This window comes from Bradyrhizobium sp. BR 1433 (genome assembly GCF_051547665.1).
In the GTDB taxonomy this organism is placed as follows: domain Bacteria; phylum Pseudomonadota; class Alphaproteobacteria; order Rhizobiales; family Xanthobacteraceae; genus Bradyrhizobium; species Bradyrhizobium australafricanum.
Genome location: NZ_JBPUGG010000001.1, coordinates 2,475,736 through 2,500,728, shown reverse-complemented (window position 1 = coordinate 2,500,728; position 24,993 = coordinate 2,475,736). Strand labels below are relative to the sequence as shown.

Annotated in this window: 18 protein-coding genes and 4 pseudogenes; 12 read left to right on the top strand and 10 right to left on the bottom strand. The window is 65.4% G+C overall.

What is annotated here, in order from left to right; genetic code table 11:
• Positions 1–117 precede the first annotated feature (117 nt).
• Together ACSKB9_RS12550 and ACSKB9_RS12545 are read left to right on the top strand one after the other, a co-directional pair.
• Positions 118–2,768 (top strand): annotated as a pseudogene (locus tag ACSKB9_RS12550) (alpha-mannosidase); the annotation flags it as partial.
• Between the two features lie 33 nt (positions 2,769–2,801).
• The gene (locus ACSKB9_RS12545) at positions 2,802–3,185 is read left to right on the top strand and encodes a glycosyl hydrolase-related protein (protein WP_438080175.1); all 384 of its coding nucleotides are present in this window, start codon (positions 2,802–2,804) and stop codon (positions 3,183–3,185) included.
• A 79-nt stretch (positions 3,186–3,264) separates the two neighbouring features.
• Here the strand turns inward: ACSKB9_RS12545 and ACSKB9_RS12540 are convergent.
• The 3 genes and pseudogenes from ACSKB9_RS12540 to ACSKB9_RS12530 all read right to left on the bottom strand — a co-directional run bounded on the left by ACSKB9_RS12540 (position 3,265) and on the right by ACSKB9_RS12530 (position 7,199).
• Positions 3,265–4,480, bottom strand: a pseudogene (locus tag ACSKB9_RS12540) (ABC transporter substrate-binding protein).
• Positions 4,481–4,751: 271 nt separating this feature from the next.
• Positions 4,752–6,319 (bottom strand): annotated as a pseudogene (locus ACSKB9_RS12535) (DUF4403 family protein).
• Between the two features lie 190 nt (positions 6,320–6,509).
• Positions 6,510–7,199, bottom strand: a complete 690-nt coding sequence (locus ACSKB9_RS12530; protein WP_168857511.1) for a L,D-transpeptidase — start codon at positions 7,197–7,199, stop codon at positions 6,510–6,512.
• Between the two features lie 250 nt (positions 7,200–7,449).
• Here ACSKB9_RS12530 and ACSKB9_RS12525 point away from each other — a divergent pair, with 250 nt between their 5' ends.
• Positions 7,450–8,673, top strand: a complete 1,224-nt coding sequence (locus tag ACSKB9_RS12525; protein ID WP_438073477.1) for an acyltransferase family protein — start codon at positions 7,450–7,452, stop codon at positions 8,671–8,673.
• A gap of 23 nt (positions 8,674–8,696) precedes the next feature.
• Here the strand turns inward: ACSKB9_RS12525 and ACSKB9_RS12520 are convergent, their stop codons facing one another.
• Together ACSKB9_RS12520 and ACSKB9_RS12515 are read right to left on the bottom strand one after the other, a co-directional pair.
• Positions 8,697–9,479, bottom strand: coding sequence for a sulfite exporter TauE/SafE family protein (locus ACSKB9_RS12520; protein WP_438073476.1), 783 nt, complete (start codon positions 9,477–9,479; stop codon positions 8,697–8,699).
• A 175-nt stretch (positions 9,480–9,654) separates the two neighbouring features.
• On the bottom strand, positions 9,655–10,635 hold the full coding sequence (locus tag ACSKB9_RS12515; protein ID WP_438073474.1) for an AraC family transcriptional regulator: 981 nt from the start codon (positions 10,633–10,635) through the stop codon (positions 9,655–9,657).
• Between the two features lie 134 nt (positions 10,636–10,769).
• Here ACSKB9_RS12515 and ACSKB9_RS12510 point away from each other — a divergent pair, with 134 nt between their 5' ends.
• Complete coding sequence (locus ACSKB9_RS12510) at positions 10,770–11,345, top strand: VOC family protein (RefSeq protein WP_438073472.1); 576 nt, start codon at positions 10,770–10,772, stop codon at positions 11,343–11,345.
• Positions 11,346–11,495: 150 nt separating this feature from the next.
• On the opposite strand, the gene ACSKB9_RS12505 is transcribed toward ACSKB9_RS12510, so the two are convergent.
• Positions 11,496–12,878, bottom strand: a complete 1,383-nt coding sequence (locus ACSKB9_RS12505; protein ID WP_438073470.1) for a TAXI family TRAP transporter solute-binding subunit — start codon at positions 12,876–12,878, stop codon at positions 11,496–11,498.
• A 138-nt stretch (positions 12,879–13,016) separates the two neighbouring features.
• Here ACSKB9_RS12505 and ACSKB9_RS12500 point away from each other — a divergent pair, with 138 nt between their 5' ends.
• The 3 genes from ACSKB9_RS12500 to ACSKB9_RS12490 all read left to right on the top strand — a co-directional run bounded on the left by ACSKB9_RS12500 (position 13,017) and on the right by ACSKB9_RS12490 (position 15,655).
• Positions 13,017–14,072, top strand: a complete 1,056-nt coding sequence (locus ACSKB9_RS12500; RefSeq protein WP_438073468.1) for a glycosyltransferase family 4 protein — start codon at positions 13,017–13,019, stop codon at positions 14,070–14,072.
• Positions 14,073–14,105: 33 nt separating this feature from the next.
• Complete coding sequence (locus tag ACSKB9_RS12495) at positions 14,106–14,795, top strand: class I SAM-dependent methyltransferase (RefSeq protein ID WP_028332588.1); 690 nt, start codon at positions 14,106–14,108, stop codon at positions 14,793–14,795.
• A 242-nt stretch (positions 14,796–15,037) separates the two neighbouring features.
• Entirely contained in the window at positions 15,038–15,655 is a 618-nt protein-coding gene (locus ACSKB9_RS12490) for a hypothetical protein (RefSeq protein WP_057014961.1), read from the top strand.
• Positions 15,656–16,054: 399 nt separating this feature from the next.
• Here ACSKB9_RS12490 and ACSKB9_RS12485 read toward each other — a convergent pair whose 3' ends face one another.
• A complete protein-coding gene (locus ACSKB9_RS12485) occupies positions 16,055–17,719 on the bottom strand; it encodes an aminotransferase class III-fold pyridoxal phosphate-dependent enzyme (protein WP_438073465.1) in 1,665 nt (554 codons plus the stop codon).
• 34 nt (positions 17,720–17,753) lie between these two features.
• Here ACSKB9_RS12485 and asd point away from each other — a divergent pair, with 34 nt between their 5' ends.
• Positions 17,754–18,623 (top strand): archaetidylserine decarboxylase, encoded by an 870-nt coding sequence (asd, locus tag ACSKB9_RS12480; protein ID WP_438073463.1) that lies wholly within the window; start codon positions 17,754–17,756, stop codon positions 18,621–18,623.
• Positions 18,624–18,741: 118 nt separating this feature from the next.
• Positions 18,742–19,158 (top strand): annotated as a pseudogene (locus ACSKB9_RS12475) (NUDIX hydrolase); the annotation flags it as partial.
• Here the strand turns inward: ACSKB9_RS12475 and ACSKB9_RS12470 are convergent.
• Together ACSKB9_RS12470 and ACSKB9_RS12465 are read right to left on the bottom strand one after the other, a co-directional pair.
• Positions 19,090–19,452: a hypothetical protein gene (locus tag ACSKB9_RS12470; protein ID WP_438080637.1), complete on the bottom strand. Its 363-nt coding sequence runs from the start codon at positions 19,450–19,452 to the stop codon at positions 19,090–19,092. The pseudogene ACSKB9_RS12475 and the gene ACSKB9_RS12470 overlap by 69 nt on opposite strands.
• Before the next feature lie 91 nt (positions 19,453–19,543).
• The gene (locus ACSKB9_RS12465) at positions 19,544–21,349 is read right to left on the bottom strand and encodes a winged helix-turn-helix domain-containing protein (RefSeq protein WP_438073461.1); all 1,806 of its coding nucleotides are present in this window, start codon (positions 21,347–21,349) and stop codon (positions 19,544–19,546) included.
• 163 nt (positions 21,350–21,512) lie between these two features.
• On the opposite strand from ACSKB9_RS12465, the gene ACSKB9_RS12460 reads away from it, so the two are divergent.
• The 3 genes from ACSKB9_RS12460 to ACSKB9_RS12450 all read left to right on the top strand — a co-directional run bounded on the left by ACSKB9_RS12460 (position 21,513) and on the right by ACSKB9_RS12450 (position 23,252).
• Entirely contained in the window at positions 21,513–21,788 is a 276-nt protein-coding gene (locus ACSKB9_RS12460; protein ID WP_438073459.1) for a nickel-binding protein, read from the top strand.
• Between the two features lie 109 nt (positions 21,789–21,897).
• Positions 21,898–22,305 carry a hypothetical protein gene (locus tag ACSKB9_RS12455; RefSeq protein ID WP_438073458.1) on the top strand — a complete coding sequence of 136 codons (408 nt, stop codon included), beginning with the start codon at positions 21,898–21,900 and terminating at the stop codon, positions 22,303–22,305.
• Positions 22,306–22,424: 119 nt separating this feature from the next.
• On the top strand, positions 22,425–23,252 hold the full coding sequence (locus tag ACSKB9_RS12450; protein WP_438073457.1) for a class I SAM-dependent methyltransferase: 828 nt from the start codon (positions 22,425–22,427) through the stop codon (positions 23,250–23,252).
• Between the two features lie 91 nt (positions 23,253–23,343).
• Here ACSKB9_RS12450 and ACSKB9_RS12445 read toward each other — a convergent pair whose 3' ends face one another.
• Positions 23,344–24,945: a FecR domain-containing protein gene (locus ACSKB9_RS12445; protein ID WP_438073455.1), complete on the bottom strand. Its 1,602-nt coding sequence runs from the start codon at positions 24,943–24,945 to the stop codon at positions 23,344–23,346.
• Positions 24,946–24,993 lie beyond the last annotated feature (48 nt).

Sequence of the window (24,993 nt, the reverse complement as noted above, 5' to 3'; positions counted from 1 at the left end):
CGGATGGATAAAATTTGGGAAGAGTGTAGGGAGTAGGTTAGGCGATCCAATTCGGACAGCGCGTCGCAATCATCATCAACCCTTACCTGATCATTCGTCAAATGACTGAAGAATCCGATGAATGACAGGGAGCGCGATGGCGGCAATCCCGCGGTAGCCCGGATTCGCGGCCGCTACCCGCAATACACGCGGCGCCGGTTGGCAGGCTTTGCGGAGCGGCTGCAACAGAAGATTCATGCCGACCGCGTGCCGGTCACTTCGCTCGCGCTTGCCGGTCCCACCGAGCGGATCAGCCTCGAGGAGGCGCTCAAGCTCGATTATCGGCCGGTCCCGTTGGGCGAGACGCTGGGACCGCTATGGGCGACTTATTGGGTGCAGGTCGTGGCCGAGGTGCCGCAGGCCTGGGCCGGCACGCGCGTGGATCTGTATTGGGACAGCCGCTCGGAAGCGCTGCTTTGGCTCAACGGACGTTCCTCGCAGGGTCTCAATCCCGGCCGCCACACCGCGCCGCTCGTTCAGTCGGCGAGCGGCGGGGAGACGATCAGCTTCCATGTGGAGGTGGCCTGCAACGGCCTGTTCGGTGCGTTCTGGAGCGATCCGCAGGCCTACGCGCTGGTCGCCTGCGAGCTGCGCCGCTTCGATTCCGAGGCCACGGCATTCTATTTCGACTATGAGGTGCTGCGCCAGCTCGAGGCTGACCGCGATCCCACGACAAAGTCGAGGTCATACGGCGCTGTCGGCGAGACGGCGCAGCCGGCGCTGGATCGGACCTGGGCGGGGCGCCTGCTGCACGATCTCAACCGCATCTGCAACATCACCGATCCCGACGATCGCGCGACATGGTCGGCGGCGCGGGCGATCCTCGATGGCCTGCTCGCGGCACGAAATGGCAGCGTCACCCACGAGATGTCGGCGATCGGCCACGCCCATCTCGACACGGCATGGCTGTGGCCGCTGGCGGAAACCCGGCGCAAGGCACAACGCAGCTTTTCCACGGCGGTGGCGCTGATGGAACGCTATCCCGATTTCAAGTTCGCCTGCTCGCAGGCCTATCAGTATGCCGTCATCGAGCAGAATGACCCTGACCTGTTCGCCCGAATTCGCGCCAAGGCCGCCGCCGGCCAATCGATTCCGGTCGGCGGCAGCTGGATCGAGCCGGACTGCAATCTGCCGTGGGGCGAGTTGATCTGCCGGCAGTTCCTCTATGGTCAGCGCTATTTCGAGCGAACGTTCGGTGCGCGCTCCAGCGTGTTCTGGAATCCCGACGTGTTCGGCTACGACGCCCAGCTGCCGCAGCTGATGCAGTCGGCGGGGATGTCGCGCTTCCTGACCCAGAAGCTGTCGTGGAACAAGTTCACCTCACCGCCGCATCACAGCTTCCATTGGCGCGGACTGGACGGCAGCACGGTGCTCGCGCATTTCCCCCGGCGGACACCTATAACGGATCGGTGCAGGTCGCGGAGCTCCGCTATCACGCCGCCAATTACAAGGACGCCGACCGTTCGTCCGACGCACTCTATCTGTTCGGCTATGGCGACGGCGGCGGCGGTGCCGACGAGACGATGCTCGAGACGTTGCAGCGCGCAAGGGACTTGCAGGGGCTGCCGCGAATCCAGATTCGCTCCGTCGACGAGTTCTTCGACCGCCTGGCGATATCAGCGCCGGATCTGGCGACGATCGAGGGCGAGCTCTATCTCGAATATCATCGCGGCACCTACACCACGCAGGCCGAGACCAAGCGCCTCAACCGCGCTTGCGAGGCCGGCCTTCAGGCACTCGAATTCGTGACCACTGTCGCGGCTGCCTGCCGGCAACCGGCACCGTCAGCACAGGAGATCGAAGCGCTGTGGCGCACGCTGCTGGTCAACCAGTTCCACGACATCATTCCCGGCAGCAGCATCCGCGAGGTCTATGAACGTGCGGAGGTCGAACTCGCTGGCGTGGCGGAGGAGGCCGGGCGTCGCACGCAAGCCGTGCTGGCGACACTGTGCGATCCCGAAGACGGCAATTGGACACCCGTCAACACGCTGGGCTGCGCGCGCGCCGAGGTCGCGTCCGACCCCGACGGCGAGCTTCGTCACATCGTCGCCGCGCCGTTTGCGGTGGGTGAAACGACGACGACCGACGATCGCGTGGTGGTCGCCGCCGATTTGGACGGCTTCGTGCTGTCGAACGCGCGGCTCGAAGCGCGCATTGATCGCAGCGGGCTCGTTCGGTCGCTGCTGCATGTTGCGACCGGCCGCGAGACCTTCGCATCGCCGGCAGCCCGGCTGCTGCTGCTCGATGACCGGCCGCTCGATTTCGAGGCATGGGATATCGATCCGTTCGCGCTGGAGACCGCGCGCGAGGTGACAGGAGATGTGAGCTGCGCCGTGCTGTCGGATGGCGGACTGCGCGGCGAAGTCCGTTTCGAGCGCGGGCTCGGACGCGCGAGCCGGCTCGCGCAGGTGATCCGCCTCGATGCCGGCGCCGATCATCTCGAATTCGAAACCACGGTCGATTGGCAGGAGCGCAAGACGGCGCTGAAGGTCATGTTCCCGGTGGCCTGCCGTGCATCGAACGCAACCTATGAAACCATGTTCGGCGCAACCGAGCGGCCGACGCATGCCAACGCGGATGCCGATGCGGCCAAGTACGAGGTGCCCGGGCATCGTTGGGCCGATCTCGCCGAGCCGGATTTCGGCGTGTCGCTGTTCAGCGACTGCCGTCACGGCTATTCGGCGTTCGGCAACCAGCTCGCGCTGACGCTGCTGCGCGGCTCCGAATTGCCTGATCCGCAGGCCGATATCGGGCGGCACCGGATGCGCTATGCGATCTATCCCCACCACGGCGACTGGCGCAGCGCGGACACGGTCGGGCGCGCCTTGCGGTTCGAGCGTCCGGTGCTGTGGACCAAAGGGCGCCCTGGCGCGCTGTTGCGACGATCGCTCCTGACCGCGTCTCCGGCCAACGTGATCGTCGATACGATCAAGCCCGCCGAGGATGGAGACGGCTGGGTGGTGCGGCTTTACGAGAGCGCCGGCATTCGCACCGCCGCGGCGCTCGATTTCGGCGTCGACATCGCGTCGGTGTGGATCAGCAACACCCTGGAAGACCGCATCGAGGCCTTGCCGACCGAGGATCGGGGATGCCGCCTGGCGCTGCGTCCATTCCAGATCGCAACGCTGCGGGTCTTCCAGGCCTAATGCTTGCAGTGACTTTCGCCCCGGCTTGCGCGGAGAGGCCGGATCGCATCGCTGGATGCGATCCGGTGTGGCGTAGCCGTCAGTTCGACTTCACCAGCGGACAGCCGCCCTTGTCGAGCGGGCGGAACGCCTCGTCGCCGGGCACGGTGGCGATCAGCTTGTAGAGGTCCCACTCGCCCTTGGATTCCTCGGGCTTCTTGACCTCGAACAGATACATGTCGTGCACCATGCGGCCGTCGATCCGGATGCTGGCCGTTCTTGGCGAAGAAGTCGTTGACCGGCGTGGCGCGCATCTGGGCCATCACCTTCGGCGCCTCGTCGGTGCCGATAGCCTCGATCGCCTTCAGGTAATGCATGGTTGCCGAATAGAGGCCGGCCTGGATCATGGTCGGCATGTGGCCGACCTTCTCGTTGAAGCGCTTCGAGAAGGCGCGCGTCTCATCGTTCATGTCCCAATAGAAGGCGTCGGTGACGATCAGGCCCTGGGTGGCCTTGATGCCGAGCGAATGCGTGTCGGTGATCTCCTGCAGCAGCGCGATCATCTTCTGGCCGCCCTGGGTCAGGCCGAACTCGGAAGCCTGCTTCAGCGCGTTGGTGGTGTCGCCGCCGGCATTCGCCAGCGCCACGACCTTGGCCTTGGAGGCCTGCGCCTGCAGCAGGAAGGACGAGAAGTCCGACGAGTTGAGCGGATGACGCACGTCGCCCAGCACCTTGCCGCCGCTCTCCTTGACGACATTGGCGGCATCGCGTTCCAGCGCCATGCCGAAGGCGTAGTCGGCGGTGACGAAGAACCAGGTGTCCTCGCCGCGCTTGACCATCGCCTTGCCGGCGACGTTCGATAGCGCATAGGTGTCGTAGGTCCAGTGCACCGTGTTGGGCGAGCAGGCGGTGCCGGTGATATCGGAGGAGCCGCCGCCGGAATTGATGTGGATCTTGTTCTTCTCGCGCGTCAGCGCCGAGATCGGCAATGCGACCGACGAGGTCGGCACGTCGAGGATCGCGTCGACCTTGTCGTTGTCGTACCAGTTGCGTGCGATGTTGACGCCGACGTCGGGCTTGTTCTGGTGATCGGCTGCGATCACCTGCACCGGCTTGCCTTTCACCTTGCCGCCGTAATCGGCGACCGCCATCTCGACGGCGGCGACCGAGCCCTTGCCGGTGGCGTCCGCATAGAGGCTCGACATGTCGGTGAGCACGCCGATCTTGACGACGTCGTCGGAGATCTGGGCGTTCGCCGCGGTCGCTGAGACCGCGAGCGCGAGGCCGGCCGCCGCTGCGGCCAAGAGTGTTTTCATCGTGTTTTTCTCCCTGACTTTTTCGTTGAGGGTTGCTTCCACCGGGGCGTTCAGCCGCTGCGACAAGCCGTCGCAAAGACGACTTTTTGAGCATGCGCGCGGCAAGTGTTCCCCTCTCCCCGCTCTTCGCGGGGAGAGGGTTGGGGTGAGGGGCCTTATCCACGGGTGGCGATTGTCGTGAGACCTGTACCCCCTCACCCGGATTGCTTCGCAATCCGACCTCTCCCCGCAAGCGGGGCGAGGTAAGAGAGCAATCCGCTCGGGCAGTGTCCTACAGCGCCGGTAACGCGGTGACGGCGGCCTTGATGGTGCCGTCGGTTTCCACGATCACCCGCAACGTCTTGGAATCGAAGTCGATCCCGGCAAGCCGGATGCTGTTGACCTCGGCGTCGACGCGAATGCCTTCCTCGTTCTTCTGCAGGTCGGCGATGGCGGCGGCGACCTTGCGCTGCGCGTTGGTCGCGAATGGCTTCAGGTCGACCACCAGCCGGTCGTTGAGGGTCTGCTGCATGTGCGGGATCGCCGCGCGCGCGGCGGCGCCGAGCAGGCCGAACGCGGCCTCGGATTCCACCGCCAGCTCGACGTCGGTCAGCCGCAGCGTCTGCGACGGCTGGTCGAGCCGCGGCCGGCCCAGATGTGCACGGTCGCCTCGGCGCCCAGCCCGAACCAGCTGGCCTTCTCCTTGGCGTGCACCAGGAGCGAGATAAGAAGCCGGTCGCCGGAGGCGGCGATGCTCGCGCTCTTGACCGTCACGTTGACCGGACCGGAGCCGTCCTCGGGGAAGGTCTTGCCCTTGAGCTGCGCCTCGACCAGCTGGCTCAGCGTGGTGAAGGACAGGTCGACAGGCAGGCCGATCGCGACCTGGCTCGGCATCGGCGGCACGATCGAGAGTTTTTCGGGGAACGGGCAGTTCGGGGTGGTCTGCGCCTCCGTGATCCGCGTTTCGGCCTCGATCCCCATCGTCAGGATCAGCGAGGACGCATCGACCTTCGGCTGCGCGGCGATCGCGCGGGTCGGTCGCAGCTCGAGCCACATCGGCGGCATCGAGGTGGTGCCGCCGGTGCCTTGCAGCGGGATCGAGCGGCAGGCCTTGGCCCATTGCGTGCGGGCGTTGTTCTGGAACACCGGGTCGTTGTGCAATCGGGCCTCGACCACAGAAATCTGGTCGGCGACCGCCTTGTCGATGACAGGCTTGACCTGGGCCGGCACGCTGATGCGGACGCCGGCCGTCGACAGGCTGGTGTCGCCGAGATTGACCTGTGCCTGCAGGTTCGGCTCGATCCGCCAGGATGCGCCGAGCTTCGGCCGCGCGGTGAGCGTGACGTTGCCCTTGATCTCGGCGTTGGCGTTGATGTTCTTGATGTTCACGGCGCCGATCTGCTTGGCGACATTGCCGCCGAGCAGGCTGCCGAGCGCGTCGTTGACCGCGCCGGTTGCCTTGGCGGACAACGCGCCGGTGACCTTGAGCGTGCCGTTGATCGGGGTGGTCAGCGTCAGCACGTCCTGCGCGCCGGTGGCCGCGATCGGCCCGCGCGATGCGGTCCAGCCGATGTCGGCGTTTTGCAGGATTTGCTGGACCGGGTTGTCGGCCTTGCCGCCGAACGTCTTCGGCGCGCCGCGTTCGGCGGCGTCGCGGATCGCCGACAGCGCGACCGAGACCTGCGCCACGATCGTCGAGGAACGCGGCGCCTGCGGCAGCGGCGGCAGCTCTGCGAGCTTCGGCTTCTGCACGGTGACGCTCGGCGCGAGCCAGTCCATTGCCTTGAGGCTGATCACGAACGAGACCAGCACCACCGCGGTCCCGACCGCTATCGTCCTTGGATGCATCGGTAGACGCATCATTCCCCCGGATGAAAATCAACTTGACGGCTTGTACAGGCCCCCCGACGAGGGCGCCAGTGTGGCGGGATCAAGCTGCTTCAGGGGCGGAAGGCGTTAAGGTTGATGAACGCGACAACGGCCCCGGCACTAGAATGCCGGAGCCGTGGTCGAGGACGCCTTTATCAAGGACGCCTTGGAGGGGAGGGGCTTAGCGGACGGCCGAGCCGAGATCGGCGCGGCGGTCGGTCATCGGCAGCACGATCACCTTGGTGCCGACGCTGACCCGCGAATAGAGGTCGGAGACATCTGCATTGGTCAGGCGCAGGCAACCGGAGGACACGCGGGTGCCGATCGTCTCCGGCGCGTTGGTGCCGTGGATGCGGTAGATGGTGCCGCCGAGATACATGGCGCGGGCGCCGAGCGGATTGCCGGGGCCGCCGGCCATGTGGCGCGGCAGATAGGGCTGGCGGGCGATCATTTCCGGCGGGGGCGTCCAATCCGGCCACTCTGCCTTCTTGGTGATGGTCTGGGTGCCCGACCAGGTGAAGCCGTCGCGGCCGATGCCGATGCCGTAGCGCATGGCCTGGCCGTTGCCGAGCACGAGATAGAGATAGGTGTGCGGGGTGTCGATGATGATGGTGCCGGGCGCCTCGCGCGTCGGATAGGCGACGACCTGGCGGCGCAGGCGGGCGGGCAACTCAACCGAACGGTCTTCCTCCTGCGCCTGCGGCATCGACTGCACCGGCGGCTGCACGGCCTCGGTCGGCGGCGTCAGGATGAAGGGGAACATCGGCAGCGGAGCGGCCGCGGCGGAATTCGAAAAAGCGACGGTGCCAATCGCCAGCGCACCGAAGGCGGCGGCAGCGAGACGTGAGTTCAGCTTGATGGAATTGAACATTGTCGACCCCTGTTGTTTGCGCCCTGCGCGCCAGTTCCGGCGCGTCGTTGGGTCAAAGCAGTACAGGTGAGGCGTTTCAGGACGTTTGCACGAAATCGCCAAAATGGTTTCGTGCCGTTAGGGAATTGTTTCGTGCGTGTTTCGTCGCACGGTTAAGGCCGGGTTGCCGGGAAGGGGGTGTCCCGCCGCAAGACAGTCTTCCTGGCACGGTGCTTGCTGTCCCAGCGCATTGTTTCGGAATGGAGTGGAAATGATGCTGGGGCACACGATCGGCAGCATGCTGGATCGGCAGAAGGGCTTCGGCCCCGGGTTCGATTTTCTCCGTATCGCACTGGCGATTTCCGTCGTCGCCGCCCACGCGCCCTATGTCGCGAGCGGCAGTGGCGACGGCGAGCAGGCGTGGATCGCCTGGTTTCCGCACTACGCCATTCTCGTGATGTTTTTCGCGCTGAGCGGCTTTCTGATCGCGGCGAGCGGCCTGCGGCTCTCCCTAAAGGAATTTCTCACCAATCGCGGCATGCGGATCATTCCGGCGCTTGCGGTCGAGATCGTGCTGTCGGCACTGATCCTCGGGCCGATCTTCACCGCGCTGCCGCTGTCGGACTATTTCACCAACTTCGGCACCTACAAATATTTCACCAACATCATCGGCCTCGTGAACTACGTCCTGCCCGGCGTGTTCAGCGGAAATCCCGCGCCGGAGGTCAACAGCTCGCTGTGGACGGTGCCGTTCGAATATGGCTGCTACGCGCTGATGACGGTGTTCATCCTGTTCGGCCTGCTGCGCAAGCCGCCGGTCATCGTGCTCGGTGCGCTCGTGCTGATCGGCATCGGCCTTGCGCTCGCACTCACCGGGCATAGCGCGCAACCCTCGCAACTGCCCGCCGGGATCGCTGGCACGCTGCATGACCGGATCTTCAGCACGGCGCCGTTCCTCGGACGCGGCGCGAAGCTGCCGGTCGCGTTCATGCTCGGCATCGCGATCTATCTCTATCGTGACCGCATTCCCTACAACGGATGGCTTCTCGCCGCGTGCTGCGCGCTCTGCGCGGGCGCCGCACTGCTCGGTCCGGCGGACTGGATGAGCCAGCCGGTGCTCGATCTGCTGATCGCCCCGGCGCTGGTCTATATCACCGCCTATCTCGGTGTCTCGAAGCTGCCGCGGCTGCCGCTGATCTCGCGCGGCGACTATTCCTACGGCATCTATCTCTACGGCTTTCCGGTGCAGCAGGTGGTGCGGGTATGGCTGCCGCACGCGCCCGTGATCGTTCAGTTCGCGATTGCGCTGCTGCTGATCACGCTGTTCGCGGCGTTCTCCTGGCACTGGATCGAGAAGCCGATCCTGAAGCTGCGCAGCCGCTTCTCCTTCGTGGCGCGCGAGCGCCTTGCGCCGGACGACGCGGCCGCGACGCGCCAGGACATTGCGCCTCTCGCCGTTGCCGCGAACGCCGTCCGCAGCAGGCAATCCTCCTGACGAGGAGCCAGCACTTTCGCTGTTCAGGAGCTGAGATATCCGGCCAATCCGTCCCACAACAACTTGGCGGCGGTAATGACCAGAATGGCGTAGCAGGCGCGGTACAGCGCGCGCTGGTCGAGACGTTCGTGCAGCCGCCATCCGGCCGAGACGCCGACCGGCACCGCCGGCACGCAAAGCGCCATCAGCATCCACAGGCTGCGCGACGGCGTGGCGAGCACGAGCCACGGGCCTGCCTTCAAGAGGTTGCCGACCGTGAAGAACAGGCTGGTGGTGCCGGCGTAGAGCGTCTTCGACATGCCGAGCGGCAACAGATAGATCGCGAGCGGCGGCCCGCCCGAATGCGCCACCATCGTGGTGACGCCGGAGGACAGGCCGGCGAACGTCGCCTTGAATGTCGATCGCGGACGCGGCTTGATCTCGCCGCCGCCGAGAAACCATAGCGCGGCGAACACCAGCGTCACCACGCCCATCACGATCTCGACGGCATGCCGGTCGAGATCGCGCAGTACGAAATAGCCGATGCCGATGCCGACGACGAGCGCCGGCAGCAGCATCGCGAGGTCGATGCGCGACCACGTGCTCGGGCGCCAGAACCGCAGCGCGGTGATGTCCATGACCACGAACAACGGCGCCAGCAGCGCGCCCGCCGCGATCGGGTCCATCGCCAGCGACAGCAGCGGGATGCCGACGATGGCAAAGCCGCCGCCGAACGCGCCCTTCATGAAAGCGATCAGAAAGACGCCGGCGAAGGCAACCGCGAGCACGAACGGCGCGGGCAGGTCGGCCATGGCGGAGGCGAGCATCGTGGTGCCGTCGGCAGCATTGCGATCGCGCGCAACATGGCGGAGCGTGCCGGTGCGCGCAATCCGAACATTGATCTCGGTGCAATTGATATCAGCGTGCCGCTTGCGGTGTGAGACTTCGCTTCACGCGAACCGGTGTGCAATTCGCTCGAAAGCACGGTCGAATAGCATAAACTCATTCGGGAGCTGGCGATGATTTGCCTCTTCGCCATGAACCCGGTGGTACGCCAACATGTTTCTTGAAGGCGCGGTTGAAGGCTGCCTCGGATTCGTAACCGACCTCCGCTCCCACCTGTGCAACGCTGATGCCTGGGATGGCCAGATGTCGGACTGCGAGTTGCATGCGCCAGCGGCCGAGATAATGCATCGGCGAAACACCGACATAGTGCGCGAAACGATCGGCAAAGACTGATCGCGAAAGGCCGACTTCGCGAGCAAGTTCAGCGAGCGTCCACGGCTTTTCCGGATTCCCGTGGATGAGCCGCAGCGCATGTCCAACCTGTCGGTGCTTTAGCCCGGACAGCCAACCCTTCGAATCTTCAGGGAGCTGGATGATGTGCTGGCGGACGACTTCGACGAACATCAGCTCGGCAAGCCTGGCGAGCAAACTTTCACTACCGGCGCCGCCGCGACCGGCCTCTTCGGCTGCGAGCCGAAGCAGGTTGGATAACCAGCCCTGTGCTGCAGCAGACATTTGGCTGAGCAGCATGCGAGGCAGCGCTTCGAGCAACGGATTGAACGGCCGCGCATCGCAGCCGAAATAGCCGCAAACCAGGTGGCAATAGTCCGCGCTGTCGTTGTCGAGACGGGTCACGATCGGCAAGGGACGATCTTTCGGCCGAGCATAATCCTGGAGGTCAGGAAGGCCGCGCATGCCCGGCGCGGAGCTCAGGACGTTGGCATCACCCATCGGGTAGATGACGATATCCCCCGCATTGAAGCGCATGGACGAATCAGAATTGCCCGCTAATCCGGCCCAGCAACTGCCCGACAGGATGGCGTGGAAGCTGATCACATGTTGGGCCTCCGGCATGACCATCGACGCGATGGAGGCCGAAGGCGGTGACTCACCGACCCAAGGCGCGTGAAGATGGCGTTCGAAGAAGACAGCGCCGGTCAGACGCACTGTCTTCAGCACATCTGAGAGAACATCCATTGCGGCGCCTCTTCGTCTCGGACGATCGAGCAAGAAAAGCAGACAGGGGAGCATACCAGTACAGTCGCGCACGGGGTACAAATTGCAGCATCAGAAGCCTTGTCAGGCCCGAAAAACGCTAGGGAAACGTTGCCATGGAATCAGCGGAGACAGCAGGCGAGCGGCCGGCTGCGCCGGTTAGCGTGAACCACATCGCGCTCAACGTTCGAAACATGGACGAGAGCCATCAGTTCTGGACCGAGGTCGTCGGATTACGGCTAGTTGGTGAATTCCGGCCGCGGCCTGGCCAGCCGCCAACCCCGAGAATGTGGTTCTATAGCGGCACGGACATCGGCGGCGTCCATCACCATGATCTTGCGCTCGTGGAGAATCCGAACCTGCCGCCGCCACCCGCGGAATGGAAGATGTGGGACTTGCCAATCGCGATCAATCATATCGCGATTACGTTTCCGACCCGCGAGGCTTGGCTAAGCCGGCTCTCGTATCTTCAGGCCAAGGGCGTGAAGTTCGACCGGCGTATCGACCACGGGATGACGCACAGCCTCTATATTCATGATCCCAACGGCTACGGTGTGGAGCTGGTGTACGATCTCCCGCGCGAAGTCTGGGAGAACGACATTGATGCTGCATTGAACTTCGCCGAGCTCCGACCGAGCGAAGGCGCAGAGGCGCTGATAGATCGCACTGACGTTCCAGTGTTTGGCGTATAGGCGAGAGCTTCGTCCTACCCGCGACGGGCAAAAGCCTCGTCCGCGAAGGTCTGCTGTTGCCCCTTTTTCGACCTCCGGCGAAGTCCGCTATTTCGCCGCTACTGCGGACAAGCGGACATCAGGCGCGCCTGACCCAAGCACCTCGAGGCTCTAGCCGGCGCGCATCCGCGGCAGGCCCGGCTTGTCGCCGTTGATCACGGCGCGGCGGTCGGAGACGGCGTGATGGAATTGCTCGAGCGTCAGCCCGATCACCGAGAGGTCGCCTTCCTCGATCGCGCCGTCGTCGTAGCAGTCGAGCGCCTCGCGCAACAGGGCATCCGCGTCGCCCTGCATGGCCGCGAGCTGTTCTGGCGTCTCGGCGCCGCGCACCTGCGAGATCAGGGTCAGCAGACTGTCGCGATGGGTGATGTAGTGCTCGCGCTCGTCGCGCTTCACGTAGTGGCGCAGCCAGGCGCCGGCCGAGCCGAGGCCGGAGAGCAGCAGGATGCCGCCCCAGATGTAGTCGGAGTATTTTTCGAGGAAGGTGCGCTCGGTGCCGTCGATATAGGCGGCCGCGCCCTGATGCGCCGGCAGCGCGGCGTCCTTGTCGGTGTCGGGCTTCTCGATCTTTGCCGCCGCCGGCAGATCGCGCGCGACCTGGAGGCGCAGCGTGAACAACTGCCGGTCGAGCGCGCCGACGGTCGCCTCGCTCAGCGCATGTTGCGCGATGATGAGGTGATTGACGCTGACGGTCTCGACCTTGTCCTCGGGCCGCGCCGGCGATGAGGAGAAGATGCTGCCGGCGATCTCCTCGGACTCATAGCGCGGATGCTTCTGCGCGATTGCCTCCGAGACATCGACCGGGAGGAAGACTGGCTCGCCGCGCGCAGCCGCCGTCGCTGTAATCGCTTCCGCCGTCACCTTGCTGTCGAGCGGGCCGACGGTCATGTAGGCATCGAGCGAGGGATCGCGCGCGAGGTCGGCGATCTTGTTGACGGCGAACTGGCTGACCGCGACCTTGTCGGGGTTGACGCCGGACTCGGTCAGGATCACGCGCAGCAGCGTGACATTGGCCTGGGTGCTGCCGACCACGCCGACCTTGTGGCCGGCGAGGTCGTCGATGCTCTTGATCTTCGTGGACCGCCGCTTGCCCTTGGCGCCTGAGGGCGCCCACAGCACGACGACATTCTTGCGCAGGATCGCAACCGACTCGGCGCTCGCGGGCAGATCGAGGTCGCCGCGCACCACCGCGAGGTCGACCTTGTTCGCCGTGAACAGTGCGATGCTCTCGGCGGAGCCCTGCGTCGTGACCGGCTTCAGCCGCACCGAGCTGCCGTCGTGCGTAAAGACCTGGGCGAAGCCCTGGATCAGCTTGACGTCCTCGCTGCCGGTCGGGCCGACCGCGATCGCGAGCGTCACCGGACGCAGCGCGTAATACAGCGCGCCGACGGCGAGGCCGAACACAAGCATGCCGGCCGCAAGGATCAGCAGCGACGAGTTTCGTCTCCTGAGCCTGCGGCGCTTGGCGCCGGGATTTTCACTCTGCTCTGACATCTGGCTGTCACGTTACACGAAAAACCGGCCGTTTGCCGTGAAAAACAACCTAACATTTCGATGACGTCATACGTTTGAAACATCCATGTCAGAACGTCGTGCGAGCAGAATCAAGATTAACGATTTGGATCTCCTGCAATGCGCATACTCGTTGCGACCGATGCCTGGCATCCGCAAGTTAACGGCGTGGTCCGGACGCTGACGTCGCTTGCGCGCAGCGCAGCCGCGCTCGGCGCCGAGATCGAATTCCTCACTCCCGACGGTTTCCGCTCGGTCGGCGTGCCAACCTATCCGGGCCTGCGCATGGCGCTGCCGAACCGCCGCGAGATCGCGCGCCGGATCGAGGAGGCCGCGCCCGAGGCGATCCACATCGCGACCGAAGGGCCGATCGGCTGGGCGGTGCGCGGCTATTGCCGGCGCAACAAGCTCGCCTTCACCACGTCCTATACAACGCGCTTCCCGGAATATGTTTCGGTTCGCACCGGCATTCCCGACAGCGTCGGCTATGCGGTGCTGCGCCACTTCCACGCCGCCGGGTCGATGACGATGGTCGCGACCAACTCGCTGCGCAGCGAGCTCGCCGAGCGCGGCTTCCGCAGGCTGGGCTTCTGGACCCGCGGCGTCGACACCAGGATCTTCAATCCGGACCAGCCGGCGGTGCTCGATCTGCCGCGGCCGATCTTCATGACCATGGGCCGCGTCGCGGTCGAGAAGAACCTCGACGCCTTCCTGTCGCTGGACCTGCCGGGCTCCAAGGTCGTGGTCGGCGATGGCCCGCAACGGGCGGCATTGGAACAGAAATATCCCGACGCGATTTTCCTCGGCGAGAAGAAGGGGCAGGATTTGACCTCGCACCTCGCCGCCGCCGACGTCTTCGTGTTCCCGAGCCTGACCGACACCTTCGGCGTCGTGCAGCTCGAGGCGCTGGCCTGCGGCACGCCGGTCGCGGCATTCCCGGTCACCGGCCCGAAGGACGTCATCGCCAACCATCCGATCGGCGCGATCGACAACGACCTGCGCAGCGCCTGCCTGCGCGCGCTGACGATGTCGCGCGCGGACTGCCGCAATTTTGCGTTGGAGCGTTCCTGGGAAAACAGTGCGCGTCAGTTCATCGGCAATCTGGCCACGCTGCAGCCGAGCCGTGCGCCGCGGCCCGCCCGCCGCGTTGCCGGCCGCAGCGCGGTTCCGAATTAACAGCTCAATCGAACGAGAGACGAGAGACGATCTATGGCTGAAATCATCAAGCTGGGTGCCGACCGTTCCATGGACTTCGACCGCGAGACGGTCGAGCAGGCCTATGACCGCTGGGCGCCGATCTACGACCTCGTGTTTGGCGGTGTGTTCAGCAAGGGCCGGCAGGCCGCTATCCAGGCCACCAACAAGATCGGCGGCCGGGTGCTCGAGGTCGGCGTCGGCACCGGCATCTCGCTGCCGCTCTATAGCCAGAACGTCCGCATCTTCGGCACCGACATCTCGGAAGCGATGCTGGAGAAGGCCAAGAAGCGGGTCGCGGAGCGGGGTCTGAAGAATGTCGAGGGCCTCGCGGTGATGGACGCCGAGAAGCTCGAATTCCCCGACAATTCGTTCGACGTGGTGATGGCGCAGTATGTGCTGTCGGCGGTGCCGAACCCGGAAGCCGCGCTCGACGAGTTCGCCCGCGTGGTGCGTCCGGGCGGCGAACTGATCATCCTGACCCGCGTCAGCGCCGATGCCGGCGTGCGCCGCTTCATCGAGCAGAAGCTGCAGCCGGTGGTGCGCCCGCTCGGGTTCCGGACCGCCGAATTCGCCTGGTCGCGCTACACCAAATGGCTCGCCGGCGCGCGCGGCATGGAGCTCGCGGAGCGGCGCCTGATTCCGCCGCTCGGCCACTTCTCGCTGGTCCGCTTCCGCAAGGCGGATGTCGCCAAAGCCGCCTGAGGCGGCCCGGCCAGGCGGCCCAGCCCGCCGCTCCTCCCGGGTGAGGTAGCGCACAGCGCACCCCAAGCCGGGAGGCTACAATCTCCTTCGCCTGATCTCCGCAGATTTTGTCGGGATGAGGCGAGACCCTGCTCCGGTTGCGTCAAGGCGTCGCTCCGCATTGTCATATGTCATTATGATGATGTCACACGCGATACATCGAATCCCTGTAAATCCTGTTCCGAAAGATGTTGGGGGAACCAATGATCAAGAATTTCCTGCAAGAGCTGCGTACCCAGCGTTGGGATGACCATCGCTTCTACCATCACAGCCGGATCAACCAGAGCCTGCACTTCGTCAGCGCGCTGAGCTTCCTGTTCGCCTATGTGATGCTGTTCTTCGATCCGGTCGTGTCGGCGCTGGTCGGCTGGCTGGTCTCGATGACCTCGCGCCAGGCCGGTCACTTCTTCTTCGAGCCGAAGGGCTACGACCACGTCAACCAGGCGACCCACGAGCACAAGGAAGACATCAAGGTCGGCTACAATCTGCAGCGCAAGGTCGTGCTGATGGCGATCTGGGCGCTGTCGCCGATGGTGCTGTACTTCGATCCGACGCTGTTCGGCCTGTTCAAGCCCTGGGTCACGATGGGCGACTTCACCCGCCAGGTGGCCAAGATCTGGCTCGTGGTCGGCATCGGCGGCCTCTTGTTCCGCACCATCCATTTGTTCTTCATCCGCGACGTCGAGACCGGCCTCGTCTGGATGACCAAGATCGTCACCGACCCGTTCAACGACCTGAAGCTCTATCACAAGGCGCCGCTGTTCCTGATGAAGGGCGAACTGATCGATCCGGGTCTCGAGAAGCACGTCAAGCACGCCTGATCGGTTGCCCTCAGCGTCTTCAAGCTGCGTCATGCCCGGGCTCGTCCCGGGCATCTACGTCTTAGGATTACGGCGGATCATCACTTGAGCGCCTTCGACCGCGCGCGCACGTCACCTCGCCCCGCTTGCGGGGAGAGGTCGGATCGCGTCAGCGATCCGGGTGAGGGGGGCTCACCACGAGTCCGTCTGTCACCGATTTTGTGGATGCAGCCCCTCACCCCAGCCCTCTCCCCGCAAGAGCGGGGCGAGGGAGTAGGCGGGCCGCGCGCTGCCTCAGCGCCTGAACTTCACGGTGACGACCTAAACGCCGTCATTCCGGGGCGATCGCGCCAGCGAGCGAACCCGGAATCTCGAGATTCCGGGTTCGATGCTGTGCATCGCCCCGGAATGACGGTGTGCTCAGCGGCCGAACCTCACGGCGACCATCTCCTTCAGGATCTGCCGCTTGATGTTCTTGTTGGTGAGGCCGGCCTTGTGCCACCACCAGCCGTCGCGCTTCATCTTCTCGGCTGCCGCGACGAAGCGGTCGCTGGCCTCGGCGAAGTCGGCGTCGGTGTAGTTCAGGGTGAAGATCAGGCGGCCGGTGCCGACCCAACTCAGCGCCAGTCCCTCGGCCCGCAGATAGTATTGCAGCATCCAGTTGTAGCGCGACGGCTCGGTGTAACAGACGGTCCAGATCGACGAGATGTTGCCGACGCGAACCGGCAAGCCTTGCGTGGCGAGGCGGTCGTTGAGCGCCTTGGCACGGCCGTTCCAGGTCTCGTCCAGCCCGTTGTAGATCGAGCGGAAGTTCGGGCTGGCGAGCCGGCTCAGGAACTCGTCCATCGCGGTCATCACATAGGGATGCGAGTTGAAGGTACCGCGGGCAAAGCAGATGTCGGCCGGGCGGTCGTCGCGGAAGCGCCGCATCAAATCCTTGCGGCCGCACACCACGCCGACCGGAAGCCCGCCGGCCAGGCTCTTGCCGTAGGTCGCCATGTCGGCCTTGACGCCGAAATATTCCTGGGCGCCGCCGGCGGCGAGGCGAAAGCCGACGAACACCTCGTCGAAGATCAGGACGATGCCGCGTTCGGTGCACACCTCGCGCAGCTTCTTCAGCCATTCGGTGTAGGCAGCGCGGTCGTATTTGGAGGAACGCGAGGAGTCGACCAGCGCGGAATCGCCGGGCGCGTTGGAATTGGGATGCAGCGCCTGCAGCGGGTTGACCAGCACACAGGCGATGTCGCTGCGCGTCCGCAGCACGTGCAGCGTCTTCTCCGACATGTCGGCGAGCGTGAAGGTCTCGTGCGGCGACACCGGGTTGCCGACGCCGGGCTGCACGTCGCCCCACCAGCCGTGATAGGCGCCGGCGAAGCGCACGAGGCGCTTCCGCTTGGTGTGGTAGCGCGCGAGCCGCACCGCCTGCATCACGGCCTCGGTGCCGGACATGTGGAACGAGACCTCGTCGAGGCCGGACAGCTCGCAGAGCCGCTTGACGTTGTCGGCAATGACCGGGTGATAGGGGCCCAGCACGGGGCCGAGCGCGTGGGCGCGCTTCTCACCCTCGGCGATGCACTCCTTGTAGAAGTCGTTGCCGAAGATGTTGACGCCGTAGGAGCCGGTCAGGTCGTAGAAGACATTGCCGTCGACGTCGGTGACGGTGACGCCGCTGGAGGCCTCGACGAAGGCCGAGGTGCCGAGATGCTCGCGCACCAGGCGGCTGTACTGGAACGGCACGCGGTAGGTTTCGGTGAACTGCAGGTCGGAGATGCGCTCCGTCACCTCGGCGGTCAGCGCGCGGCCCTTGGGGTAGCGATCCCCGTAGAGGCCGGCGAGGCGGAAGAAGCCGTCCTGGCGCTGCATCGCGACGTCCTTCGGCGCGCCGTCGGAGCGGAAGAAGTCGTCGATGTCGAATTCGTAGTGCGGGACCATCCGCGCGACCATCTTGGACATCTTGGAATGTCCGGTCAGCGAGCGGTGCTTGGCGCGCGACAGCGCGATGCGGGCCTGAATTTTGGGGAAAGCTGCGGCGGCGCCGGCAAGCGCGGCGGCGGACAGCGAGAGAATCGGAAGGGATGTTTCCATGACAGAAGCGCTAGCCTCAGCACCTAACAGATTCATGACAGTCAAGGGCCTGATCTCGGCATTCACCCAGCAGGAGGACCTCAATTTCCTGCTCACCAACCGGATTCCGCGGGCGGCGCTGACCCGCTTCATGGGCTGGTTCTCCAAGGTCGAGAACCCCCTGCTGCGCGACGCCTCGATCGCCTGTTGGAAGCTGTTCTCCGACCTCGATCTGTCGGAGGCCAAGAAGACCGAGTTCAGGAGCCTGCACGATTGCTTCACCCGCGAGCTGAAGCCCGGCCTGCGCCCCGCAGCGGCAGATCCCGCCATCATCGCGAGCCCGTCGGACGCGATCATCGGCGCGCATGGGCGGATCGAGGACGGGCAATTGTTCCAGGTCAAGGGCGCGCCCTATTCGCTGCTCGATCTGGTCGGCGATCCCGCGCTGGTGGAGCAGCACCGGAACGGCCGCTTCGTCACGCTGCGGTTGACCTCGAGCATGTATCACCGCTTCCACGCGCCCTATGATCTTGCCATCGACAAAGTGACGTTCATTCATGGCGACGTCTGGAACGTCAATCCGATCGCGCTGAAGCGGATCGAGCGGCTGTTCTGCAAGAACGAGCGCGCGGTGCTGCGCGCCAAGCTTCCAGCCGGCGAGCCACTGACGCTGGTTCCGGTCGCGGCGATCCTTGTCGCGAGCCTCCGCCTGCATTTCCTCGATATCACGCTGAACGCGCAGTCGCGGGGCCCGGTGGATTTTTCCTGTAACGCGCATGTGAAGAAGGGCGATGAACTCGGCTGGTTCGAACACGGCTCGACGATCATCGTGCTGGCGCCAAGCAATTTCGAATTCTGCGACAACGTTGCGGAGGGAACGCGGATCAAATGCGGCGAACCGTTGCTGCGAAAGCCTGCGATCTGATCTGCGCATCGCGCTCATCGTTTGAGCAGGAAAACCGGCTTCCACTTTTCGAGATCATGCGTAGAATAGCCGGGCTCGTCGTGCGACGATCCTAAATCGCAAACCTGATGGACAAGAGATGGCGCGGACGCCTGTTCTGGCGGCGGGAGGCATTGTGCTGCGGCGGGACGCACCGCAGCGCTTCGCCGTGGTGCGGCTGCGCAAGCGCAATGAATGGGTGTTGCCGAAAGGCAAGCTCGACGACGGCGAGACGCCGCGCGCCGCTGCCGAGCGCGAGGTGCTCGAGGAAACCGGCCATGACGTCGACGTGCACGAATTCCTCGGCACGCTGGTCTATGATTCAGGCGGCCGATCCAAGGTGGTGCATTACTGGCGCATGGATGCCGGCGGCAAGCCGGTGCGGGCGCTGATGGGCGACATCCGCGAGGTGGACTGGCTGCCGCTCGATGCGGCACTCGAGCGTCTGTCACGCGGCTATGAGCGCGCGTTCCTGGAAAATGTCGGACCGATCGCGTTGCAGGCCGCGGCGATCGCCGAGCGCGAGCGGCGCGCGCGGGCGAGAGCCGTGGCCGCAGAGCGCCGTCGGATTCGCGAAGTCGCTGTGCCACAGGTCATCGACGAGCAGGAGGTCGCCGACGCGCCTGATGTTGCCGATGCGGCTACGCCGGCGGAGACGCTGGCCATCGATCAGCCGCCGCTGGTGCAAAGCAACCCCGATCCGGCGGCCATGGCGCCGCAAGACGTTCCGGCGGCCGCACCCAATGCCGCTGCCGAGACCGAACGAGGCGCCGAGACGGTCGTCCCTGACCAAGCGCCGCCATTCGTGCACGAGGTCGTGCCGGCCGGCGCGGCACCTCAGCCCACGCCGCGCAAGAATTCTGATCGAGCGCGTGCGCGACTGGCTGCGTCGCGCGGCGTGATCACCCGCACATCTGACGTCGTGCCGTTGGCTGCCAGGCGTCAATGTCACGCTGCAAGGCAAGACACTCGGCAAGACGCTTGGGCGAGCCCAGGTCACGGGCCAGAAGCTGTGCCGCATGAACTTCGGCCATGGCGCCGCGAACATCTCCATCCTCCAACTGGAGGCTGCAGATCTGAAGCCGCAGCCGCACGATCTGGACCCGCCCTTCGATGCTGGACCACAGCTGGCGGGCGAGATGGAGATGCCGCATGGCTGTTTCATGGTCCTGCCGGGAAAGCGCGAGGATCGCCTGTGCTTCGTTGGTGAGTGCGCGGATCGAGGGCATCGGCCAGCGATCCGGACTTCCCGACAGTTCGCAGATCAATGCCTTCGCTCGAACGGTCCGATGCGTGTGCGCGGCAACCAGCGCCAGATGCGCGAGCAGGATTCCGCGTCGCTGCAGCGTCCACCAGGTCTTGCCGATCAGGCTCCGCTCGAGGCTTGCATAGGCGGCCTCCGCTTCCCCTCTTGCGAGCAGCAGCATGGCGCGGCCCGGCTCCGGACACCAGCCCAGCGTGTAAGCCCTGTCATAGGCTTCGAGCGCTGCGTCGTCATTGCCGATCGCCGCCTGAATATCGCCCAGCACCCGGTTGGCATCGCCAAGAGACCAGGGCGCATCGCTGGTCAGGCGTCCGAGCGCGTCCCGAATGCGCGACAGCGCTTCGTCGAGCGAGCCTCTGATGCCGAGCACCTCGGAGCGGTGCAGCTGGCACGAGCCCGTCAATTCCATGCCGCTGCCCGAGCAGAAGTTCTGGTAGCTCCGCGTCCACTGGTCGGCGCGTGCCCAATCTCCGAACATCCGGGCCGCCCAGAGGATGTTGCAATAGAGGTTGCCGCCCATGATCGGGTCCAGATTGTTGCTGGACAGGGCAACTGCGGCGGCATGGTCCTGATCGGACAGTCCTCCGTGTGTGTCGCCGAGGCACAGCCGATAGAAGCCGCGATAGGCGAGGCTCAGCGCTTCGATATTGATCGCATCCTTGTATCTGACGGCGGTGTAGGCAGCGTCGGCCAACGCGAGTGCCTGTTCCGGCTCGCCATCGAAAGCAGCCAGTTTCGACTTCATCCATAACACCAGGGCCGTCGTCGGAGGATCGTCGAGCGTTGAAGCCCAATCTTCCGCCCGCGCGAGCCAGCCCTTTCCGATCGCGGCCTGGCCGCTTTCGAAATGCAAGGCCGAGAGTGCTATCGCGTCGACCGTGGCGCCTGCGGCGTCACCGGCCTGGCTGCGTGCGGCGACCGCGCGAACCAGAATCGGAATCGCTGCCGTGGCCCTGCCGAGGCACTGCAGGGCGAGCGCCCAATCGTGCAGATCTTCAGCGTTGAGCTGGCCGCTTTCATCCGCGCTCGCGAACAGGGTCGCTGCCTGCAACCACAATTGTCCGGCCGCTGCGCGTCGGGCGAGACCGATTGCACCGACGGTGCCATCGACTTGCTTGGGGTCGATCCGTTCCGGCTGCCGGATCTCGGACTCGAGGAAGAAGCGATAGCCTTTGCCCGGCAGATTTCGGATCGCGCCGTCCATGCCGCCGTTGCGCAGCGCGGCGCGCAACGCACTCACCGCCCGCTGCAGCGAGTTGTCTGTGACCGTCACATCCGGCCAGACGGCTTCGAGGAGTTCTTCCTTGGGGATGACCCGGTCGCGGTGTCGAACCAGATAAATCAGCAGATCGAACACACGCGGCTGCAATGGGACCTCTTGGCGCGCGCACAGCAACACGCGTCCAGCTTCATCAAGCTCGAACAGTCCAAATGAGAATGCCATGTGTATGAGTGCGGGCTCGGCGGAAAAGGTTCAGCCAAGGATCAGACAAAGATCAGGCAATGATCAGTCCGCGGTAAGGACAGTCGGCATCGACAGCGCCTATAGCTGATCATGGCTCGCCATGAGCGCCTGCCGTTCAATAATTGCAACCGAGGAGATTTCGATGGAACTCTATGTCATTCGCCGTCCGAGCGCCTGGGCGAACATGAGCGAGCTGGAACTCGCCGGCGCGACGTCCGCAAGGGTCGGCGACGAGCAGATGCCGGACCGTGTCCGCTGGATCCGCAGCTATGTGGTGCACGAGGCGGATGGTCGCATCGGCACATTCTGCATATACGAGGCGCGTGACGGTGAACTCGATCCGGGAGCATGCGCGCTGCGTCGGCATGCCGGGCGAGGAATTCTACAAGGTCGCGGCAACCGTGGTGGTGCGTGGTGATCCGGTCCAACCGCCCATTGCAGCCGAATGACGCCTGCGCGGCGTCGCATGGCGTATCCCGACCAAACCTGATCCGGAGCGCCATCACACTTCGATCAAGGAAACAATTATGTCGATTTCATTCATGGAATCCATTTCAAGTCCGGTACGAAGGCATTTTTCCTTCCTGCTTTTGCGGATCCGCCGGATCGTCAATCAATTGGTCGCAGGCATGCTCGCCCATCGCGAGCGGCAGGCCAGTCGCCTGATGCCGCGCGAGGCCGGCGGCCAGTCGAAGGGCGCCGGGAACCGCTGCGCACGGCCGATCGGGCGAAGCGCGCTGCTCGGGCTGGTGATCGCGGGTTTGTCCTCGCCCGTGTTCACCCGAGCGGAGGAACCTGTCGTTCTGGAGCATCGTGCAGCTCCGGCGCAGCAGGCCGCCTCGACGCAGCGTAGCAGCCACGGCTGCAGGCATCGCTCGGACTGGAGCATAGTTGCCGCATCGACCATCCCGGTCCTGCTCGACCGCCGCACATAGCGCGCAGCACATTTGAAGTCATTGCACTGCTCGACGCCGTTTTTTGGCGCAACCCGCGGACTTTCGGCGAAGCCGGCGGCCTCGCCGCGAGCCGCACCACATTTTCAAAGGAGATGCACATGAACGTTCAGACCGAAATGCCGACTGTCGATCTCGCCGCCGTCAAGGCGCGCCAGCAAGCCACCTGGAGCTCGGGCGACTACGCGATCGTCGGCACCACGCTCCAGATCGTCGGCGAGATGCTCTGCGAGGCAGTCGACCTGCGCAGCAATCAGATGGTGCTCGACGTCGCCGCTGGCAACGGCAATGCGACGCTGGCTGCGGCGCGGCGCTTTGCCGACGTGGTCTCGACCGACTACGTCGCGGCGTTGCTCGAGCGCGGCCGCGAGCGGGCGGCGGCGGAGCGTCTGCCCATCACGTTCCAGGAAGCGGACGCGGAGAAGCTGCCGTTTGCCGATGCCAGCTTCGATGTCGTGCTGTCGACCTTCGGGGTCATGTTCACCGCCGACCAGCAGCAGGCGGCGAATGAACTGCGCCGCGTCTGCCGCATCGGCGGCAAGATCGGCCTCGCAAGCTGGACGCCGGAAGGTTTCATCGGCCAGCTGTTCAAGACCATCGGGAAGTATGTGCCGCCGGCGCCGGGCGTGAAGTCTCCCGCGCTGTGGGGCACCGAGGCGCATCTCGGCGCCTTGTTCGGCCCGCAGGCGACGCTCGATGCCAGGCGCAGGCACTTCAATTTCCGTTACAGGTCGCGCGAGCATTTCCTCGAGATCTTCCGCACCTATTACGGGCCCGTACTGAAGGCGTTCGGGGCGATCGATCCGGTCAAGCAGCAATTGCTCGCCGCCGACATGTTCAGCCTGATGGACCAGTTCAATGTCGCCAGGGACGGCACGCTGGTGATCCCGAGCGAATATCTGGAGGCCGTGATCACCAGGCGCGGCTGACCTGCCGCTCGGCATTGGTCGATCTGTGCATGGCGCCGGCGTAACTCGCCGGCGCCATTCGCTCGTTTGATCGACATTGCTGTGATCTCAGTTACTGGCGCTTGTCCCTGGGTGGAGGCTTCGCGCCGCGCGGCGGAGGCGGCGCGCGCCGTTGCTGGAAGCCTGGCCGCGCCTGCACCGCGGGCCGTTGTATGCCCGGACGTACGCCCGGTGCGGCTTGCTGGATGCCGGGTCGGATCTGGCCGGGCGCCTGCGGCACGGGCTGCGCTGTGCCTTGTCGCGGCGCGCCCGATCGACCCGGCTGGGCCGCTGGCGGTCCTGGCTGGCGCACGCCGCCCGGCGCCTGGGTGCGGCCGGGCTGCAGACCGCCTTGACGTGCCGGCGATTGTTGTCCGCCGGGTTGCGTCGTTCCGCCTTGGCGCGCGGGCTCTTGCGTGGGGGCTTGGCGCGTTGGCTGTTGTCCCGCCGGCTGTTGTCCGGCTGGCGTCTGGACGCCGGGCGCGTGCGGCAGCGTCGCGCCGCCGGGTTGGCCGGGCAGCGCATGCTGTGCGCCGCCTTGCTGCTGCGTGCCGGGCCGCTGCTGCGAACCTTGCCGGCCAGGCGTGCCCGGTTGCTGGCCGGGACGGTTCGGCTGACCGGGCTGCTGCATCTGGCCCGGACGGTTTTGCTGACGCGGCTGCTGCGGCGTGTTGCGGTTCTGGCCCGGCAGGCCGTTCTGCCGCTGCGGGTTCGGCTGCACGGGCTGGCCGCGGTTCGGATAGGGCGCGGCCGGATTGGCCCTGCGGAAATCGGGATTGGCGCGGCGGAAGTCGCGCTGCTCGGTCACGACCTGGCGGCCCAGCGTCTGCGCGCTATGGACCTGGCGCACAAAGCCCTGGTCGCGCGTGATCTGTTGCGGCGAGATCGTCAGCGGCACCGCGGCGAAGCGGGCACCGCCGGTGCCCGGACGAATCGCAAAGCCGCTGGCGCCGCGCGTCAGCACGCCGAGCGAGGCACCGCTGCGGTCGTTGACCTCGATGCGGCCGACATGTCCGTCGGCGTCGGGATAGAGCTTGATGCCGACATTCCTGCTGGTCGCGGTGGCGCCTTCGGGCACCTCGACGAGGCCGGTGGTGCCGCGGATGCCGAGCGTCGCGGTCGGGGTCGAGATCTTCATGTCGCCGGTCTTGGCGACCGCAGCGGCGACGAAGGCCGCCGTTCCCTTGGTGACGTTGAACAGCGCGCTGTTCTGCTGGCCGCCGTCCTCATAGACGTAATTGTCGATCGTGATCCTGGCATTGGCGCGCAGGTTGAAGGTGGTGCCGTCGTTGAAGGTGATGCCGAGCGAGGAGGTCCCTGATGTCGCGACCTCGTCATTGGCGAAGATGTCGTCGCGGATCTGCAGCGGCGTCGCGGTGTTGTTGCGCGTGACGGTCGCGGTTCCTGTCAGTGTTGCCACGTTGCCGATCGGCTCGGGAGCCGCGGGCTGCGCACTCGCGGTGGGCGCCGGCGTTGCAGGCGCCGGCGTTGCAGGCGCGGGTGTTGCGGGAGCAGGCGTAGCCGGCGTCGCACTCGGCGCCGGGGCGGGCGCCTGTGCAGGCTGTGCCTGTGCGAGCCGCGTCAGGTCCGGCGCGGCATTGGCCGTTGGTTGCCAACCGATCGTGACGCCGGCGCCAAGCAGAAGCGCAAAGAGAAAGCTGCGGCGCATCGCCATCGATTCCCGGGGGAGGCAGTGGGGACGGCAATTGAGCCGCGTCAGGCT